Source organism: Streptomyces durmitorensis (genome assembly GCF_023498005.1).
GTDB classification, from domain to species: Bacteria; Actinomycetota; Actinomycetes; order Streptomycetales; family Streptomycetaceae; genus Streptomyces; species Streptomyces durmitorensis.
Window position 1 is genome coordinate 1,649,184 of sequence record NZ_CP097289.1, and the last position, 17,825, is coordinate 1,667,008.

A 17,825-nucleotide genomic window follows, 5' to 3' on the forward strand; every position below is an offset into this window, starting at 1 on the left:
GGCGTCAATCTTCCCTGGGCCAGAGGGACTTGAGGGAACACCGGGGCAGTCGAAGACTCAGGACGCGTCAGGGCCCCACCGGGTTGACTCCGGTGGGGCCCTGACGCATTCGGACGTACGGGCGGACTACTTGCCCGTGAACTTCTCGTACTCCTTGATGACCTCGTCGGTCGGCCCGTCCATGCGCAGCTCACCGCGTTCGAGCCACAGCACGCGGTCACAGGTGTCACGGATGGACTTGTTGTTGTGACTGACCAGGAAGACCGTGCCGGCCTCCTTGCGCAGCTCGCGGATGCGGGCCTCGGAGCGCTTCTGGAACTTCCGGTCGCCGGTCGCGAGCGCCTCGTCGATCATCAGTACGTCGTGATCCTTGGCGGCCGCGATGGAGAAGCGCAGGCGGGCGGCCATGCCGGAGGAGTACGTCCGCATGGGGAGCGTGATGAAGTCGCCCTTCTCGTTGATCCCCGAGAAGTCGACGATGTCCTGGTAGCGCTCCCTGATCTGCTCGCGCGTCATGCCCATCGCGAGCCCGCCGAGTATGACGTTGCGCTCGCCCGTCAGGTCGTTCATCAGGGCCGCGTTCACGCCGAGCAGCGAGGGCTGGCCGTCGGTGTAGACCTTGCCCTTCTCGGCGGGCAGCAGGCCCGCGATGGCGCGGAGCAGGGTCGACTTGCCGGAGCCGTTCGAGCCGATCAGGCCGATGGCCTCGCCGCGGTAGGAGGTGAAGCTGACGCCGCGCACGGCGTGCACCTTGCGTACGCCGCGCTCCTCGCCGCGCCTGATGATGCGGCTCAGCGCGGACGTGGCGCTGCCCTTGCCCGTCTTCGCGCCGTTGACGCGGTAGACGATGTGCAGCTCGTCGGCGATGACGGTGGGGATGTGCGTCTTGTCGACGTTGACGTCTTCAGCCACGGCCGTATCGCTCCTCAGCCTTCCAGAAGTACACGAAGCCGCCGACGGCGACCAGCACGGCCCAGCCTGCCGCGACCGCCCAGACGTGCGGCGGCAGGTTCTCCGAGCCGTAGCCGTCGATCAGCGCGAAGCGCATCAGGTCCATGTAGATGGCGGCCGGGTTCCACTGCAGGATGTCCGCGATCCACGCGGGCTTTCCTTCGAGCATCACCGGGATGGAGAACATCACGCCGGACGCGTACATCCACGTACGCATCACGAACGGCATCAGCTGCGCGAGGTCCGGGGTCTTGCTGCCCAGCCTTGCCATGATCATCGCGAGGCCTGTGTTGAACAGGAACTGCAGGGCCAGGACCGGGAAGATCAGCAGCCACGACAGCTTGGGGTAGCTGCCGAAGCCGATCATGATGATGAACAGCACGATCATCGAGAAGAGCAGCTGCTGGAGCTGCTGCAGCGAGAACGAGATCGGCAGCGAGGCCCGCGGGAAGTGCAGCGCGCGCACCAGGCCCAGGTTGCCCGCGATCGCACGGACACCCGCCATCACCGAGGACTGCGTGAAGGTGAAGACGAAGACGCCCGTGACCAGGAACGGGACATAGACCTCGCGGGGCATGCCCCGGTCGGCGCCCAGGATCAGGCCGAAGATCAGGAAGTAGACGAGCGCGTTCAGGAGCGGCGTCGCCACCTGCCACAGCTGGCCGAGCTTGGCCTGGCTGTACTGGGCGGTCAGCTTCGCCTGCGAGAAGGCGAGGATGAAGTGGCGCCGTCCCCAGAGCTGGTGGACGTACTCGAAAAGTCCGGGCCGTGCGCCGCTGACGGTCAGACCGTACTTGGCGGCGAGATCGGCCCGGGAGAGCCCGTCATCGGGCGGCGGCGTCGACGGGGATGCTGTCACCGCGACTCCGCCGTCATGCGTTGTCTCACTCACGAGTGGAAACTTTCGTCTTCAGATGCGCAGCCGGTCGGGCGTAGGCGTGGGCCAGGGACCGGGGTATGGCCCAGATGTTCTCAGACCCGAGCTTGTCAGATGACAGGAGGTCGGCCCAGTCGGGTCAGGCGCCACACCGTACGCCACCTCATCGGCCGGCGAGGTCCGCAGGGCGTCGTCCAGCCCTCCTTGAACCCGCCGAACCAGGCCTTGAGCGCGGGGCCCGAAGGCTTCCTGGCCAAGGTCAGGAGCATCCACACACCAAGGTAGACCGGCACCAGGAGCGCGGGCAGGTTGCGACGGGCGAGCCAGACGCGGTTGCGCGCGACCATCCGGTGGTAGACCGCGTGCCGTGAGGGGGCGGTCGTCGGGTGGAAGAGCACCATGTCGGCGCGGTAGTCGATCATCCAGCCCGCGTTCAGCGCACGCCAGGCGAGGTCGGTCTCCTCGTGGGCGTAGAAGAACTCGTCGGGCAGCCCGCCGACCTCGGCCATGACCTGCGTACGGACGGCGTTGGCGCCGCCGAGGAAGGTCGTCACGCGCGAGGAGCGCATCGGGTCGGCCGCGCGCAGGCGCGGGACGTGGCGGCGCTGGGTCTCGCCCGTGTCCGGGTCGGCGATGCGGAAGCTGATGATGCCGAGCTTCGGGTCGGCGGCGAAGGCCTCGCGGCACAGCTGGGCCGTGTCCGTGTTGGCCAGGAGGCCGTCGTCGTCGAGGAAGAGAAGGATGTCGACGTCGGTGCCGCCGGGGCCGAAGGCCTCGATGCCGACGTTGCGGCCGCCCGGGATGCCGAGGTTCTCGGGCAGCTCGACGGTGCGCACGCCCTCGGGGACGTCGGGCACGGGAGCGCCGTTGCCGACGACCACCACCTCGACCGGGTCGCCGTCCTGCTTGGCGACCGAGTCGAGAAGGGCGCGCAGCTCCTGCGGCCGGTTGCCCATGGTGATGATGACCGCGCCGACCTTCAGGGGCCGGCTCCCCGCCGCACTCACTTCAGCCTGCTGGAGGCGAGGATGGACACGAGGTGCAGCAGGGTCTGGAGCATCGCGATGCCGGCGAGTACGGCGACACCGATCCGCGAGAAGAGCAGGTCGCCGCGGACCGAGTCCACGATCGCGAGGACCAGGATGAGCAGGGACGCCTCGATGCCGAGCACGAGCCGGTGGAACTTCAGGGCGCCCGCGGCCCTGCGCGCCAGGGCCATGCCGGAGGAGCGCGGCTCGGAGGCCGACTCCTTGACCGGCGCCAGGCCCTGCTGGTGACGGGCGACGCCGACGAGGTCGGTCTCCGCCTTGATCAGGATGGCGCCGAGCGCGGCGAGCGTCCCGAGGAAGGCCCACAGCCAGTCGATGCGGCCCGAGCCCCACAGGTCGGCGGCGCGCAGGCCGAAGCCGACCAGGACCGCGGCGTCGCACAGGTAGGCGGCGACCCGGTCCAGGTAGACCCCGGCCATGGAGTACTGCTTGCGCCAGCGTGCGATCTCGCCGTCGACGCAGTCGAGCAGGAGATACAGCTGGACCATGATCACGCCGAGTACGGCGCCCGTGATCCCCGGCACCAGAAGGGCCGGGGCGGCGAGGGCGCCGGCCACGGTCATCAGGTACGTGAGCTGGTTGGGCGTGATCCTGGTGTTCACCAGGTAGCGGTCGCAGCGCAGCGAGATCTCTCGCATGTACAGGCGTCCCGCCCAGTGCTCACCGCTGCGCCGGTCCTTCACCCCTGCGGGGTGAACGACGGGGCGGAGTTCAGCTACCGATGGCCTTGGCATAGTCGGCGTATGCGTCCTTGATCTGGTCGGAATTCAGATTGAGGTGCTCGAGGATCGTGTAGCGCCCGGGGCGCGTCTGCGGGGCGTACTCCACGACCTGGACGAACTCGTCCACGGTGAAGCCGATCTCCTCCGGCGTCACGGGGAGGCCGTGCCTGCGCAGCACCTCCACCATGTACAGCGACTCCTCGCGCGCTCCACGCAGGAACATCGCGAAGGCCGCGCCCAGGCCGCACTGCTCGCCGTGGCTGGCCGCGCGCTTGGGGAAGAGGAGGTCGAAGGCGTGGTTGATCTCGTGGCAGGCGCCGGACGCCGGGCGGGAGTCGCCCGACACGGACATCGCGATGCCGGTGAGCACCAGCCCCTCGGCGAGGACCTGCAGGAAGGCGTCGTCGCCGACACCGCCGGGGTGGCGCAGGACGGCTTCGCCGGCCTGGCGCGCCATGGCGGCCGCGAGTCCGTCGATGTCCTCGCCGCGCTCGCGTGCGGCCAGCTCCCAGTCCGCGATCGCGGAGATGTTGGACAGGGCGTCGCCGATGCCGGAGCGCACGAAGCGCACGGGGGCCTCACGGATCACATCGAGGTCGATGACGACCGCGATGGGGTTCGGCACTCCGTACGAGCCGCGGCCCGCGTCGTTGTCGAGCGTGGCGACCGGCGAGCACAGGCCGTCGTGCGACAGGTTCGTCGCGACGGCGACCAGCGGCGCGCCGACCCGCGCGGCGGCGAACTTGGCACAGTCGATGATCTTGCCGCCGCCGAGGCCCACGACCGCGTCGTAGCGGCCCTTCTTGATGGCGTCGGCGAGCTTGATGGCGTCGTCGAGCGTGCCGCCGCCCACCTCGAACCACTCGGCGGTGGGCAGCGACGGTTCGAGCCGCTGGCGAAGGACCGCGCCGGAGCCGCCGCTGATGGCGATGGCGAGCTTGCCGGTTGACGAGCAGATCCGCTGGTCGGCCAGGACACCGGCCAGGTCGTTGAGCGCCCCCGGCCGGATGTCCACGACGACCGGCGAGGGGATGAGCCTCGTCAGTACTGGCACGCGATCTCCCGGCCCTTGGCGAGGTCGTCGTGGTTGTCGATCTCGACCCACTTGACGTCGCCGATCGGCTCCACGTCGATCTTGAAGCCGCGGTTGACGAGCTCCTGGTAGCCGTCCTCGTAGTAGAGGTCGGGGTCGCGCTCGAAGGTGGTCTTCAGGGCGTCGGCCAGCTGGTCGGCGGCGTCGCCCTCGATGAGCGTGACACCGATGTACTCACCGGTGGCGGTCGCCGGGTCCATCAGCTTGGTGATCTTCTGGACGCCCTTCTCGGGGTCCACGATGACCTTCATCTCCTCGTCGGCGAGGTTCTTCACCGTGTCGAGGGCGAGGATGATCTTCTTGCCCTCGCCGCGGGCGGCGAGCAGCGTCTTCTCGACGGAGACGGGGTGCACGGTGTCGCCGTTGGCGAGGATCACCGTGTGCTTGATCGCGTCACGACCGCACCAGAGGGAGTAGGCGTTGTTCCACTCCTCGGCCTTGTCGTTGTCGATCAGCGTGAGCTTGAGGCCGTACTTCTCCTCGAGCGCCGCCTTGCGGTCGTAGACCGCCTCCTTCTTGTAACCGACGATGATCGCGACCTCGGTCAGACCGATCTCCGCAAAGTTGCCGAGGGTCAGGTCGAGGATGGTGGTGTCACCGTCGACCGGCACCAGGGCCTTGGGAAGCGTGTCGGTGTAGGGGCGAAGACGCCGTCCGGCGCCGGCCGCCAGCACAAGGCCGATCATGCGGGTTCTCCTTCATCGTGTACGGCGGGTGCTCCACGTTTGTGAGCGGTCACCCAGTAGCGGATGCTCTCGACGAGCACCACGAGTGCCACGGCCACGGCGAGAACCGTGAGCGCGACGGTGAAATCTGTGTCGGTGAGCAGAACGGCGGCGAGAGCGACCGCCAGCGTCCTGCCCTCATGCCCGCCGATCGCCCGCACCAGCCAGTGCGGCGGCGCGCCTGCGTCGCCGCGAATGCGGTACACCGTGTCGTAGTGATGGTAGGCGACAGCGGACACCAGTCCGAAAGCCGCGGGCAAGGCGCCGTTCACGTCCGCCTTGGCGGCGAGCAGCAGGATGGTGCCGTACTCGGCCGCGCGGAAGAACGGCGGGACGAGCCAGTCGAGGGCGCCCTTGAGGGGGCGGGCGACGGCGAGACCCGAGGTGACGACGTAGATCACCGCGGCGACGATCACCCACGGGCTGCCGTACGACGTGAATCCCGCCACGCAGGCGACCACTGCCCCGCCGGCGAAGGCGAGGACCGGCGCGGGCAGGGACAGGCCGCCGAGCTTGAGCGCCGCGAAGGCGGACGCGAGCGGTCCGGTGTCGGCGAGGTCCGCGAGTGCCTGTGCGGCGCGGTCGGTGCGGGTCGCCCTGCGGGTCAGCGAGCGCAGGACGCGCCCCGCCGTGGTGTAGCAGGCGGCGAGCGCGCAGCCGATGAGCAGGACGACCAGGGTGATGCGCGGCGTGGTGACCGCGGTGAGCACGGCGATCAGCGCCCAGCGCTCACCGATCGGAAGGACGATCATCCGGCGCAGCCAGACCGTCCAGCCGACGCTGTCGAGCTTGTCCGAGAGGGCCGCGGTGGGGCTGGTGTTGGCGGTCGCGTCGTGGTTCGCCTCGTTGAAGGAGAAGTCCACGACGTGCCGACAGGTCTGCAGGACCATCGCGCCGAGCGCGAGCGCCCATACGTCGTCGCCGCCACGGGCCGCGCCGAGCGCGAGGCCCGCGTAATAGGCGTACTCCTTGGCGCGGTCGAACGTCGCGTCCAGCCAGGCGCCGAGCGTCGAGTACTGCAGGGAGTAGCGGGCGAGCTGCCCGTCCGTGCAGTCCAGGACGAAGGAGAAGAGCAGAAGGAGGCCTGCCGCGACGAAGCCGGCGCGGGTGCCGGTGGCCGCGCAGCCCGCCGCGATCAGGGCGACGAGCAGCGAGGCGGTGGTGACCTGGTTCGGGGTGAGGCCGCGGCGCGCGCACCAGCGGGCGATGTAGCGCGAGTAAGGGGAGATGCAGTACGTCGTGAAGAAGCCGTCCCGCGACTTGACGGCCGTCCGCAGGCGTACGGCTTCGTCGTCCACGGCGGCGACGGCCTGGCGTGCCTCGTTCCGGGTCTGCGGGTCGCTGGGCACGGTGGCGACGAGGGTGCCGAGGTCGGGGCGGTGCAGCGCGCGGCCCTCGGCCTCGATCTCCTCGGCCACGTGGTCGGCGATCGCCTCGACCGTCAGGGCGGAGCCGCCGCCGTTGCCGGAGCCGGTGGTGGCGCGCAGCGCGCGCGTCAGGTCCGGTCGGGCCTCGGGCTGCGCGGTGACGGCGCCGGGGACTGCGGACGCGGCGAAGCGCGGGTCCGTCAGACCGAGGCGGAGCGCGTGGACGTGGCCGACGAAGCGTGCGTCGACGATCGCGACCCGCTGGCCTTCGGGGACGGCGCGCAGCAGCGTCTCGGTGTCCGCCGCGTCGGAGGCGACCCGGACGTCAAACCCCAGGGACCGCAGATCGCCTTCGAGCGGCGACCCGGGGACCGGCTGACCGGTCAGGATGGCGGTCGACAGACGAACTCACTCCTTGATTGCCGGCGCGGCTCGCGCCGGGCACGTGCGTGATGAGGGGCGCCCCAGGCCGGCAGCGGCCGGGCGGCACGTCGGCAGAGGCTATCGGATGATGGGAAGCAGGCGTTCACCGCCCGTTTACGGCCCGATAAGCACGGCCTGCGAGAGCCCGCGCCAACTCGATCATCATGGTCGATCGAAGGCGGCAGCCACAAACCGCACTTCATTCGACCGGCACAAACGACATAAAGTCGACGCCCATGACATGGATGATCACAGGTGGAGCGGGATATATCGGGGCACATGTGGCGCGGGCCATGGCCGGCGCCGGGGAGCGGGTCGTCGTCCTCGATGACATCTCGGCCGGGGTGCCCGCACGGCTCCCCGCGGACATCCCTCTCATTAGGGGCTCATCGCTCGACGGTGAGCTGCTGCGGCGGCTCTTCGCCGAGCACGGCGTGACGGGTGTGGTGCATCTCGCGGCGCGCAAGCAGGTCGGCGAGTCCGTGGAGCAGCCGCTGCGCTACTACCGGGAGAACGTCGGCGGCCTGGTGACGCTGCTCGAAGCGGTGGCCGACGCCGGGATCAAGCGGTTCGTCTTCTCCTCGTCGGCCGCGGTGTACGGGAACCCGCCCGACGTGGACCTGGTGTCGGAGGACACCCCCTGCGTGCCGATCAACCCCTACGGCGAGACGAAGCTCGCCGGGGAGTGGCTGGTGCGGGCCGCCGGGCGGGCGCACGGCATCGCGACCGTGTGCTTGCGCTACTTCAACGTGGCGGGCAGCGCGTCGCCCGAGCTCGCGGACACCGGGGTCTACAACGTGATCCCGATGGTCTTCGACCGGCTCACCCGCGACGAGGCGCCGCGCATCTTCGGCGACGACCACCCGACCCCGGACGGCACGTGCGTCCGTGACTACATCCATGTCGCCGATCTCGCCGACGCGCACCTCGCGGCGGCCCGCCGCGTCCAGGCGCACCCCGAGGGCGACCTGACGGTGAACATCGGCCGCGGCGACGGTGTTTCCGTGCGCGAACTCGTCACACTCATCGGCGAGGTCTCCGGCGACCACCGCCCGGCGCTCGTCGAGCCGCGGCGCGAGGGCGACGCCCCCCGCGCCGTCGCGGACGCCGGCCTTGCCGCGAAGGAGCTGGGCTTCACGGCCAGGCGCGGGGTACGCGAGATGGTCGAATCCGCGTGGGAGGGCTGGTGCCTCCACCACCCCGAGGCGCGCCGCGCCTGAGGCCCCCGACACCGGTCAACGCTCTGACCTGCGGTCATTTCCGCAGGTCAGAGCATATGACAACGGTGTTCAGTGCCGTGTTGCCGGATACCCCCCACCCGTAGTTCACTGTGATCGCGACAGACGCACGACCGGGGAACAGAAGACCGATACCGATCACACGGAGGCGGCTTCCATGGGGGCTGGGCACGACCACGGACACTCACACGGGGGGACCGCGACGGCCGCGTACCGGGGGCGGCTGCGCATCGCGCTCTCGATCACGGTCACCGTCATGGTGGTCGAGATCGTCGGCGGCATCATGGCGGATTCGCTCGCGCTCATCGCGGACGCGACGCACATGGCGACGGACGCCCTCGGCCTGGGCATGGCGCTGCTCGCGATCCAGTTCGCCAATCGCCCTGCGACGGAGAACCGCACCTTCGGTTACGCCCGCGCCGAGATCCTCGCCGCGCTCGCCAACTGCCTCCTGCTGCTCGGCGTCGGCGGCTACGTCCTGTACGAGGCGATCCAGCGGTTCATCACGCCCGCCGAGACCGAGGGCGGACTGACCATCGTCTTCGGCGTCATCGGCCTGGTGGCGAACATGATCTCGCTGTCGCTCCTGATGCGCGGCCAGAAGGACAGCCTGAACGTGCGCGGCGCCTTCCTGGAGGTCATGGCCGACGCGCTGGGCTCCCTGGCCGTGATCGTCGCCGCGGTGCTCATCCTGACGACCGGCTGGCAGGCGGCGGACCCGATCGCCTCGCTCGTCATCGGCCTCATGATCGTCCCGCGTACGGTGAAGCTGCTCCGGGAGACCCTGAACGTGCTCCTGGAGTCCGCCCCGAAGGGCGTCGACATGGTCGAGGTCCGCTCGCACATACTGGATCTGCCGGGCGTCGAGGACGTCCACGACCTGCACGCCTGGACCATCACCTCGGGGATGCCGGTCCTCTCCGCACACGTGGTCGTCAGTACGGAGACACTGAACGCGATCGGCCACGAGAAGATGCTGCACGAGCTTCAGGGGTGCCTGGGCGACCACTTCGACGTGGAGCACTGCACCTTCCAGCTGGAGCCGGTCGGCCACGCGGAGCACGAGGCGAAGCTCTGCCACTGACGCCCCTGAGGGTGGCTTCCGGTGGTTCCTTGCGAGCAGCACCGGTCTTGTGCGGCAGACTTGAGGCTCGAAGACCGAAGCGAAGGATGGGTATGCCGACCACACCTGCCACCGCGGCGAACAGTTCGTCGAACGGCACCGGAGAAGCGATCTTGCTGGAACTCGTGGACGAGGACGGCAGGACGATCGGCACAGCGGAGAAACTCTCCGCTCATCAGGCGCCCGGGCAGCTGCACCGGGCGTTCTCCGTTTTCCTCTTCGACGAGCAGGGGCGGCTGTTGCTGCAGCAGCGCGCCCTGGGCAAGTACCACTCCCCCGGCGTCTGGTCGAACACCTGCTGCGGCCACCCGTACCCGGGCGAGGCTCCGTTCGCGGCCGCCGCGCGCCGGACCCACGAGGAGCTGGGTGTCTCGCCCTCACTGCTCGCCGAGGCGGGCACCGTGCGCTACAACCACCCGGACCCCGACTCGGGCCTGGTGGAGCAGGAGTTCAACCATCTCTTCGTGGGGATGGTCCAGTCGCCGCTGCGGCCCGACCCGACCGAGGTCGGCGAGACCGTGTTCGTGACAGCCGATGAGCTTGCGGAGCGGCACGCGAAGGGGCCGTTCTCCGCGTGGTTCATGACCGTCCTGGACGCGGCGCGCCCCGCGATCCGCGAGCTCACGGGGCCTTCCGCGGGCTGGTGAGTCAACTCCTCATCCAGGAAGAGCCGTTGAGCTTCCAGGACGAGCAGTTGAGCTGCTAGGAAGAGCCGTTGGGCTTCAGGGGCAGGGCCGCCCAGATGACCTTGCCCCCGCTCGCGGTGTGTTCGACGTCGCAGGCACCGCCCGCCTCCTGGGTGATCTCGCGGACGAGGAGGAGGCCACGGCCGCCGGTCTGGCCGTGGTCGGCCACCAGGGCGGTCGGGCGGTAGGGGTGGTCGTCCTCCACGGAGACCCGCACCCACTCGGCGCCCACCGCCACCTCCACCGCGAGCATCGGCGAGAGCAGCGCCGCGTGCCGCACCGCGTTGGTGACCAGTTCGGAGACGATCAGGAGCAGGCCCTGCACGAGGTCGTCCGCCGCGGGCACGCCCTGCCGGGCGAGCAGGTCGCGTACCGCGTGCCGCGCCTGGGGCACCGAGGCGTCGACGGCGGCGGCGGTGAACCGCCACACGCCTTCGTACGGCACCTTTCCGGTCTCCCGAGGGAGTGGGCCGGGCCCCCTCCCGTCGCCGTCCATCGTCGGGTCGCCGCCCTTGCGCTCGATTGTCACCACACATCGAGTGTTGGGAATGCCCTGGTCCGGACCGCATAACTGACCAGAAGTCAGCGACTATCGACGACATTTGATCGCTGACGCCCGGTCGCGTCAGTTGTGCGACTGTTCCTGTCCCTCTGGTTTCGCTTTCAAGCTTTCTTCGGGTTGTACGGGTTCGGCCACCATGCTCACGATCCGGCGCCCGCCCAGGCCCGTGGCGAGCAGGCCGAGGCCGTCGAAGAGCAGCGCGAGCGAGAAGAAGCAGCCGATCACGTACTGGCTGCTGCTGGGCCAGTTGGCGAGCACGAGGATGCCCAGGAGCAGTCCGAAGGCGCCCTGCACGAGCGTCCAGCCGAACTGCGGGCCGCGCACCACCAGGCTGCCGACGAGACGGAACACACCGCCGGTCAGGAACAGCAGCGCCGCGAACATGGTCAACGCCTCCGCCGCCACATCCGGCCGACGGATGATCACGACACCGGCGGCGAGGTTCAGGGCGGCCACGACCACGCCGAGCCAGAAGAAGTTCGTGCCGCGCGACTGCACCGCGTGCAGCAGGCCGACGCAGCCGCCGATCAGGAGCAGCCAGCCGAAGAGGAGCATGGAGGTCAGGGTGGCGACGCCCGTGTAGACGAGGCCCACGAGCCCCGCCACCGCGAGGATCGCGCCCATCAGGGCCAGCCAGCCGAGGCTGCGGTTGAGCTGCTTGGCGCCCTGGGCCTCCGGTGCGGCGGCCTTGGCGCTCTTGGATCGGGCCATCAGCGTCTCCGTCCTGCTTCCCCCACTGCAGAGAGTTCTCAGGTCCGCAGGGAGTTCTCGGGTCCGCCCCTTCTTGATCGTACGTTCGAGTAGTACGGATAGCATCCTGCGCATGGAGCCGCAGCTGAGGCAGGCCGTCACCCACGGCGTCGCCACCGTCGTCATCGACCATCCGGCCAAGCGCAACGCCATGACGGCGGACATGTGGCGGCAGGTGCCGCCACTGCTCGCCGGGCTCGCGGCCGACCCGGCCGTACGGACGGTCGTGCTCACCGGCGAGGGCGCGACCTTCTGCGCGGGTGCCGACATCTCCTCGCTGCGCCGGTCGCCCGGCGAGGCGCAGGAGCTCGCGGTGCGGGCCGAGGAGGCGCTCGCCGCCTTCCCGAAGCCGACGCTGGCCGCGGTGCGCGGCTACTGCGTGGGCGGGGGGAGCCAGCTCGCGGCGGCCTGCGATCTGCGGTTCGCGGACGAGGGCGCCCTGTTCGGGATCACTCCGGCGAAGCTGGGGATCGTCTACCCGTCCTCGTCCACCCGGCGGCTGGTGTCGCTCGTGGGGCCCGCCACCGCCAAGTACCTCTTGTTCTCGGGGGAGTTGATCGACGCCGAGCGCGCACTGCGCACCGGTCTCGTGGACGAGGTGCTGCCCGCGGGTGAACTGGACAAGCGGGTCGCGGAGTTCACCAGGATCCTCGCCGCGCGCTCACAGCTGACGCAGGCGGCGGCCAAGGAGTTCGCGGCGGGACACACCGATCGGGACGCGTACTGGACCGGGCAGGCGCGCGCCGGCGGCGACACCGCCGAAGGGGTCGCCGCCTTCCTGGAGCGTCGCGAGCCGCGCTTCACATGGACGCCCGGCGACACGGCCACCGGCTGAAATCGCTCCCCGCTACTGGCCGAAGCGGCTGCCCGCGCGGAACTTCTCGACCAGGTGCGCGGGCGCCTTCTGCGGGGACCCGGCGTCGTAGGGCGGCTGGGGGTCGTACTCGGTCAGGAGCTGCACGGTCTGGGCCTGCTCCTCGCCCGCGATCCGGCCGATGAGGGCGAGCCCCATGTCGATCCCGGAGGAGACTCCGGCCGCCGTGACGTACTTGCCGTCGAACACCACCCGCTCCCCCGTCGACTCCACGCCGAACCGCCCCAGCTCCGCGAGCGCGAGCCAGTGCGAGGTGGCGCGGCGGCCCTTGAGCAGCCCCGCGGCGGCGAGAAGGAGGGAGCCGGTGCACACCGACGTCGTCCAGGTGCTGGTGGCGTCGGCGGAGCGCAGCCAGGCCAGGAGCGTCTCGTCCGTCATGTGGTCGCTCTGGCCAGGGCCGCCGGGGACGACCAGGACGTCGGGAGCGGGCACGTCGGCGAAGGCGCGGTCGGCCACCAGCGCGAGGGAGCCGTTGTCGTTGCGGACCGGCCCGGGGCGCTCGGCCACGAAGACCGTCTCGGCGCCGGGCAGACGGCTGAGGGTCTCGTAGGGCCCGACCGCGTCCAGCGAGGTGAAGCGTTCGAACAGGGCGATGGCGATCTGCATGGGGTGCTGCCTATCCGTTGAGGGCGGGTGCCTGCTGGGCGGCGAAAGGGGCGTGGAAGCGCCGCCGGTACTCGGCGGGAGCCGCGCCGAGGATCTTGACGAAGGCCCGGCGCATGGCTTCCGGAGTGCCGTAGCCGCAGGCGCGCGAGACCTCCTCGACTCCGTCGGACGTGTCCTCCAGGAGGCGGCGCGCGTGCTCGACGCGCACGCGCTCGACGTACTTGCCCGGCGTCATCCCCGTCTCCGTCTGGAACGCGCGGGCGAAGTGCCGGGGCGAGAGCCGGGCGCGGGCCGCGAGCGAGTCCACGCAGAGGTTCTCGTGCGGGTGCTCGGTGATCCACTGCTGGACCTCGCGCAGGGGCTCGCGCTGAGCGGTCTGCGCGGCGAGCTGGGCGCTGAACTGCGCCTGGTTCCCCGGGCGCCGCAGGAAGACGACGAGATACCGCGCGACCATGAGCGCCTCGTCCCGGCCCAGATCCTCCTCGACAAGGGCCAGGGCGAGGTCGATGCCGGCGGTCACGCCCGCGGAGGTCGCGACATGGCCGTCGCGGACGAAGATCGGGTCGGGTTCGACCTCGATGGCGGGGTGGTCGCGGGCGAGTTTGTCGCAGTACGCCCAGTGGGTCGTCGCCCGGCGGCCGTCCAGGAGCCCGGCCTCGGCGAACAGGATGGCGCCGGTGCAGACCGAGACCAGGCGCTGCGCCCGCGGGGCGTTCGTGCGGAGCCAGTCGATCAGACGGGGGTCGGCCTCGCGGGTGCCGAGGCCGCCCGGAGCGAGCAGGGTGTGCGGCGCGGGGGCGTCGGCGAGGGAGGAGTCCGGTACGAGCATGAGCCCGCTGGAGGTGCGTATGGGGGCCCCGTCCAGGGAGGCGGTGTGGATGCGGTAGGCCGGTTCGCGTCCGCCGCGGACGGCCGCGGCGCCCGCGAAGACCTCCACCGGGCCCGTGACGTCGAGACTCTGGACCCCGTCGAAGAGGACGACCAGGACAGTTCGCTGCTCCATGCCCTGATTCTTGGCCCCGCGCGCGATGGCTGCAATGACGAATGGCCCACCCTTTCTGCCATCGGTGGACACGGCACCGGGGCGGACCGCCCGCGTGAGCGCCCCGGGCTTCTCCTCATACCAACCAGTCGGTAACGTGCGTCCATGACTTCTCTCACGCCCCCCGCCCCGGCCTCCGCACTGCACCCGCGCGCGGGACGCCGATGTCACAACGTGCTCAATTCGCTGCACTCGACGCACTACTTCTCGCCCGACGCGGGGCGCGAGCTGGCCGAGCTCGGCATCACCAGCCCCAGGGCCGTCAACTTCGCCGTGCGCACGGCGGCCATGGGCCCGGTCGGCGCCGGAGCGGTCACGGCGGCCTTCTACAACTACAAGCACGAACTCGTCGCCCGGCACGTGCCCGCCATCTGGCGCACCGCGTCCCCCGAGGACGTCCTCGCGGCACGTCTGCGGGCCGTCGACACGACCCTGCGGCGCCTGCTCGGCGAGGAGGCCGTCGCATCCCCGGAGATGGCGGAGGCCGCCGAGCTCGCGCTGCGCGCCACCGAGGCCTGCTCCCGTTCCGCACGCCCGCTGTACTCCGCCCACGCGGACCTGCCCGTCCCCGAGCAGCCGCACCTCGCGCTCTGGCACGCCGCGACGCTGCTGCGCGAGCACCGCGGCGACGGTCACCTCACGGCCCTCCAGTACGCCGAACTCGACGGCCTGGAGGCCCTGGTGAGCCACACTGCGACCGGCAAGGGCATGACGCCGAAGTGGAACTTCACCACGCGCGGCTGGAACCAGGAGGACTGGGACGCCGCCGTGCAGCGGCTCCACGCCCGCGGACTGCACGACGGGGTGACCGAGTTGACGGAGGCGGGCGTCGAGCTGCGCCGGGACGTCGAGGAGGCCACGGACCGCCTCGACCGGGCACCGTACGAGCACCTGGGCGCCGCGGCGGTCGAGCGTCTGACGGAGCTGGGGACGGTGTTCGCGGGCGCGGCCCTGAAGGCGGGGGCGTTCCCGGCGGACCTGCTCGGCAAGGAGTAGACGCGGGGACCGGCCGGTCCGGGCCGCTGCGGGCGCATGGACGGCGCCGTCCGAGGTACTCGTCCGTCTCCGGCTCCGCGCACGTCCGTGCCGGGGCGGGCGACGAAAGGGGAAATCCCGTGTTCCGAGCGATCGCAGATGTCCTGCGTCAGATCGGCGCGGCGCTCGCCACCGTGGTGACGCTGCCGTTCCGCGCCGTTGCCCGGCTCTTCGGCGGTGCCTCCAGTGCCACGCGGCGATCGGGGCGCCGGTCGTCAGGACGGCCGGGGCGCCGGTCGGGGCGGGCACGCCGGGTCTGATCCCCCCGCTGTCGGCGCCACCTGCCACAATTGCCCCGCAACCCCAGTGAGAAGGCGGGAAACGTGGCACCTCTGCAGACGTCCACTCCAGCATCGATCGAAGGCAGGATCGCCGAAGAACTCGGCGTACGGGAGCGGCAGGTGAAGGCCGCCGTCGACCTGCTCGACGGCGGCTCGACGGTGCCCTTCATCGCTCGCTACCGCAAGGAAGCGACCGAGATGCTCGACGACGCGCAGCTGCGCACGCTCGAGGAGCGGCTGCGCTATCTGCGGGAGCTCGAGGAGCGGCGCGCCGCGATCCTCGAATCGGTGCGGGAGCAGGGCAAGCTGACCGACGAGCTGGAGGCGCAGATCCGCGCCGCCGACACCAAGGCACGGCTTGAGGACATCTACCTGCCGTTCAAGCCGAAGCGGCGCACGAAGGCGCAGATCGCCCGCGAGGCAGGCCTCGAACCGCTGGCCGACGGCCTGCTCGGTGACCCCTCGGTGGAGCCGCTCGCCGCGGCCGCGGCCTTCGTGGACGCCGACAAGGGCGTGGCCGACCCGCAGGCCGCGCTCGACGGCGCCCGCGCCATCCTCGCCGAGCGGTTCTCCGAGGACGCCGACCTGATCGGCGAGCTGCGCGAACGCATGTGGGTGCGGGGCCGGCTGGCCGCGAAGGTCCGCGACGGCAAGGAGGAGGCGGGCGCCAAGTTCGCCGACTACTTCGACTTCGCCGAGCCCTTCAAGGAGCTGCCCTCGCACCGCATCCTCGCGATGCTGCGCGGCGAGAAGGAGGACGTCCTCGACCTCGTCCTCGAACCGGAGGAGGCCACGGAGGGACCGTCCTCGTACGAGGGGATGGTCGCCCACCGCTTCGGGGTCGTCGACCGCGGCCGTCCCGGAGACAAGTGGCTCCAGGACACGGTGCGTTGGTCCTGGCGGACCCGCATCCTGGTGCACCTGGGGATCGACCTGCGCCTTCGGCTGCGCACGAGTGCCGAGGACGAGGCCGTGCGGGTCTTCGCGTCGAACCTGCGCGACCTGCTCCTCGCCGCACCGGCGGGCACGCGCGCGACGCTGGGGCTCGACCCCGGTTTCCGTACGGGCGTGAAGGTCGCCGTGGTCGACGCGACCGGCAAGGTCGTGGCCACCGACGTCATCAACCCCCATGTCCCGGCGAACAAGTGGGACCAGTCCCTTGCCACCCTCGCGAAGCTCGCCAAGGAGCACGCGGTCGACCTGATCGCGATCGGGAACGGCACGGCGTCGCGCGAGACGGACAAGCTCGCCGGTGAACTCATCACGAAGCACCCGGAGTTGAACCTCACGAAGGTGATGGTCTCCGAGGCGGGCGCCTCGGTGTACTCCGCGTCGGCCTTCGCCTCGCAGGAGCTGCCCGACATGGACGTGTCGCTGCGCGGCGCCGTGTCCATCGCCCGGCGCCTGCAGGACCCGCTCGCCGAGCTGGTGAAGATCGACCCCAAGTCCATCGGCGTCGGCCAGTACCAGCACGACCTCTCCGAGGTGAAGCTCTCGCGCTCGCTCGACGCGGTCGTCGAGGACTGTGTGAACGGCGTCGGCGTGGACGTGAACACGGCCTCCGCGCCACTGCTCTCCCGGGTCTCCGGCATCGGGGCAGGACTCGCCGAGAACATCGTGGCGCACCGCGACACGAACGGCCCCTTCTCCTCCCGCAAGGGCCTCAAGGACGTGGCGCGCCTGGGCCCCAAGGCGTACGAGCAGTGCGCGGGCTTCCTGCGCATCCGGGGCGGCGACGACCCGCTGGACGCCTCCAGCGTGCACCCCGAGGCGTATCCGGTGGTGCGCAAGATGGCGAAGAAGACAGGCGGCGAGGTCGCCTCGCTCATCGGCGACACGGCCACGCTGCGCTCCCTGCGGGCCGACGAGTTCGTGGACGAGTCCTTCGGTCTGCCCACCGTGAGCGACATCCTGAAGGAGCTGGAGAAGCCGGGGCGCGACCCGCGTCCCGCCTTCAAGACGGCGACCTTCAAGGACGGCGTCGAGAAGCTCTCCGACCTCGCGTCCGGGATGGTCCTCGAAGGGGTCGTCACGAACGTGGCGGCGTTCGGCGCCTTCGTGGACATCGGCGTCCACCAGGACGGGCTCGTCCATGTCTCCGCGATGTCCAGGACGTTCGTCAAGGACCCTCGGGACGTGGTGAAGCCGGGCGACATCGTCAAGGTGAAGGTGATGGACGTCGACATCCCGCGCAAGCGGATCTCGCTGACGCTGCGCCTGGACGATGAGGCTGAGCCCGCCGGTGGCGAGCAGCCCAAGCGCGGCGGGCGCCCGCCGCAGCAGAGGGGGCAGCGGCCCCCTCGCCAGCAAGGCGGCCAGGGTCAGCGACAGCAGAAGCGGCAGGGGCCGCCGCCGGCCAATGACGCGATGGCGGATGCGCTGCGCCGAGCCGGGCTTCTGGATCCGAAGCAGCGCTGACGT

17 protein-coding genes and 1 pseudogene are annotated in these 17,825 nt (G+C 70.5%); 7 read left to right on the top strand and 11 right to left on the bottom strand.

Annotation, left to right across the window (positions count from 1 at the left end):
- Positions 1–126: 126 nt before the first annotated feature.
- From M4V62_RS07635 to M4V62_RS07665, 7 genes are all read right to left on the bottom strand, one after another.
- Positions 127–912 (bottom strand): ABC transporter ATP-binding protein, encoded by a 786-nt coding sequence (locus tag M4V62_RS07635; RefSeq protein ID WP_249586467.1) that lies wholly within the window; start codon positions 910–912, stop codon positions 127–129.
- The gene (locus tag M4V62_RS07640; protein ID WP_249586468.1) at positions 905–1,843 is read right to left on the bottom strand and encodes an ABC transporter permease; all 939 of its coding nucleotides are present in this window, start codon (positions 1,841–1,843) and stop codon (positions 905–907) included. Before M4V62_RS07640 ends, M4V62_RS07635 begins: the two co-directional genes overlap by 8 nt.
- Before the next feature lie 95 nt (positions 1,844–1,938).
- On the bottom strand, positions 1,939–2,811 hold the full coding sequence (locus M4V62_RS07645; protein WP_249592733.1) for a glycosyltransferase family 2 protein: 873 nt from the start codon (positions 2,809–2,811) through the stop codon (positions 1,939–1,941).
- Between the two features lie 20 nt (positions 2,812–2,831).
- Positions 2,832–3,611: a CDP-alcohol phosphatidyltransferase family protein gene (locus M4V62_RS07650; RefSeq protein ID WP_249586469.1), complete on the bottom strand. Its 780-nt coding sequence runs from the start codon at positions 3,609–3,611 to the stop codon at positions 2,832–2,834.
- On the bottom strand, positions 3,589–4,653 hold the full coding sequence (locus M4V62_RS07655) for an iron-containing alcohol dehydrogenase family protein (protein ID WP_249586470.1): 1,065 nt from the start codon (positions 4,651–4,653) through the stop codon (positions 3,589–3,591). The genes M4V62_RS07650 and M4V62_RS07655 overlap by 23 nt, the downstream gene beginning before the upstream one ends.
- Positions 4,641–5,378, bottom strand: coding sequence for a phosphocholine cytidylyltransferase family protein (locus M4V62_RS07660; RefSeq protein ID WP_249586471.1), 738 nt, complete (start codon positions 5,376–5,378; stop codon positions 4,641–4,643). Before M4V62_RS07660 ends, M4V62_RS07655 begins: the two co-directional genes overlap by 13 nt.
- Positions 5,375–7,186: a DUF5941 domain-containing protein gene (locus M4V62_RS07665; RefSeq protein ID WP_425575050.1), complete on the bottom strand. Its 1,812-nt coding sequence runs from the start codon at positions 7,184–7,186 to the stop codon at positions 5,375–5,377. The genes M4V62_RS07660 and M4V62_RS07665 overlap by 4 nt, the downstream gene beginning before the upstream one ends.
- Before the next feature lie 257 nt (positions 7,187–7,443).
- Between M4V62_RS07665 and galE the strand changes: the two genes are divergently transcribed.
- From galE to idi, 3 genes are all read left to right on the top strand, one after another.
- On the top strand, positions 7,444–8,427 hold the full coding sequence (gene galE / locus M4V62_RS07675) for a UDP-glucose 4-epimerase GalE (protein WP_249586474.1): 984 nt from the start codon (positions 7,444–7,446) through the stop codon (positions 8,425–8,427).
- 175 nt (positions 8,428–8,602) lie between these two features.
- Positions 8,603–9,529, top strand: coding sequence for a cation diffusion facilitator family transporter (locus M4V62_RS07680; RefSeq protein WP_249586475.1), 927 nt, complete (start codon positions 8,603–8,605; stop codon positions 9,527–9,529).
- A 92-nt stretch (positions 9,530–9,621) separates the two neighbouring features.
- Entirely contained in the window at positions 9,622–10,215 is a 594-nt protein-coding gene (gene idi / locus M4V62_RS07685; RefSeq protein ID WP_249586476.1) for an isopentenyl-diphosphate Delta-isomerase, read from the top strand.
- A gap of 55 nt (positions 10,216–10,270) precedes the next feature.
- Here the strand turns inward: idi and M4V62_RS07690 are convergent, their stop codons facing one another.
- Complete coding sequence (locus tag M4V62_RS07690; protein WP_249592734.1) at positions 10,271–10,750, bottom strand: ATP-binding protein; 480 nt, start codon at positions 10,748–10,750, stop codon at positions 10,271–10,273.
- Between the two features lie 129 nt (positions 10,751–10,879).
- Positions 10,880–11,527, bottom strand: a complete 648-nt coding sequence (locus M4V62_RS07695; RefSeq protein ID WP_249586477.1) for an HdeD family acid-resistance protein — start codon at positions 11,525–11,527, stop codon at positions 10,880–10,882.
- Positions 11,528–11,639: 112 nt separating this feature from the next.
- Here M4V62_RS07695 and M4V62_RS07700 point away from each other — a divergent pair, with 112 nt between their 5' ends.
- Complete coding sequence (locus tag M4V62_RS07700) at positions 11,640–12,401, top strand: enoyl-CoA hydratase/isomerase family protein (protein WP_249586478.1); 762 nt, start codon at positions 11,640–11,642, stop codon at positions 12,399–12,401.
- A 12-nt stretch (positions 12,402–12,413) separates the two neighbouring features.
- Here the strand turns inward: M4V62_RS07700 and M4V62_RS07705 are convergent, their stop codons facing one another.
- Together M4V62_RS07705 and M4V62_RS07710 are read right to left on the bottom strand one after the other, a co-directional pair.
- Positions 12,414–13,046, bottom strand: coding sequence for a DJ-1/PfpI family protein (locus M4V62_RS07705; RefSeq protein ID WP_249586479.1), 633 nt, complete (start codon positions 13,044–13,046; stop codon positions 12,414–12,416).
- Between the two features lie 10 nt (positions 13,047–13,056).
- Positions 13,057–14,049 (bottom strand): GlxA family transcriptional regulator, encoded by a 993-nt coding sequence (locus M4V62_RS07710; protein WP_249586480.1) that lies wholly within the window; start codon positions 14,047–14,049, stop codon positions 13,057–13,059.
- Positions 14,050–14,193: 144 nt separating this feature from the next.
- Here M4V62_RS07710 and M4V62_RS07715 point away from each other — a divergent pair, with 144 nt between their 5' ends.
- The 3 genes and pseudogenes from M4V62_RS07715 to M4V62_RS07725 all read left to right on the top strand — a co-directional run bounded on the left by M4V62_RS07715 (position 14,194) and on the right by M4V62_RS07725 (position 17,822).
- The gene (locus tag M4V62_RS07715; protein ID WP_249586481.1) at positions 14,194–15,084 is read left to right on the top strand and encodes an SCO6745 family protein; all 891 of its coding nucleotides are present in this window, start codon (positions 14,194–14,196) and stop codon (positions 15,082–15,084) included.
- A 119-nt stretch (positions 15,085–15,203) separates the two neighbouring features.
- Positions 15,204–15,335: pseudogene (locus M4V62_RS07720) on the top strand (LPFR motif small protein); the annotation flags it as partial.
- Positions 15,336–15,446: 111 nt separating this feature from the next.
- A complete protein-coding gene (locus tag M4V62_RS07725; protein ID WP_249586483.1) occupies positions 15,447–17,822 on the top strand; it encodes a Tex family protein in 2,376 nt (791 codons plus the stop codon).
- Positions 17,823–17,825 lie beyond the last annotated feature (3 nt).

Bases quoted from the DNA above. Each gene is read 5' to 3' on its own strand.
- M4V62_RS07705 (WP_249586479.1), bottom strand. From the start codon at position 13,046: ATGCAGATCGCCATCGCCCTGTTCGAACGCTTCACCTCGCTGGACGCG.
- M4V62_RS07695 (WP_249586477.1), bottom strand. From the start codon at position 11,527: ATGGCCCGATCCAAGAGCGCCAAGGCCGCCGCACCGGAGGCCCAGGGC.
- galE (WP_249586474.1), top strand. From the start codon at position 7,444: ATGACATGGATGATCACAGGTGGAGCGGGATATATCGGGGCACATGTG.
- M4V62_RS07690 (WP_249592734.1), bottom strand. From the start codon at position 10,750: ATGGACGGCGACGGGAGGGGGCCCGGCCCACTCCCTCGGGAGACCGGA.
- idi (WP_249586476.1), top strand. From the start codon at position 9,622: ATGCCGACCACACCTGCCACCGCGGCGAACAGTTCGTCGAACGGCACC.
- M4V62_RS07715 (WP_249586481.1), top strand. From the start codon at position 14,194: ATGACTTCTCTCACGCCCCCCGCCCCGGCCTCCGCACTGCACCCGCGC.
- M4V62_RS07660 (WP_249586471.1), bottom strand. From the start codon at position 5,378: ATGATCGGCCTTGTGCTGGCGGCCGGCGCCGGACGGCGTCTTCGCCCC.
- M4V62_RS07650 (WP_249586469.1), bottom strand. From the start codon at position 3,611: ATGCCAAGGCCATCGGTAGCTGAACTCCGCCCCGTCGTTCACCCCGCA.
- M4V62_RS07700 (WP_249586478.1), top strand. From the start codon at position 11,640: ATGGAGCCGCAGCTGAGGCAGGCCGTCACCCACGGCGTCGCCACCGTC.
- M4V62_RS07710 (WP_249586480.1), bottom strand. From the start codon at position 14,049: ATGGAGCAGCGAACTGTCCTGGTCGTCCTCTTCGACGGGGTCCAGAGT.
- M4V62_RS07680 (WP_249586475.1), top strand. From the start codon at position 8,603: ATGGGGGCTGGGCACGACCACGGACACTCACACGGGGGGACCGCGACG.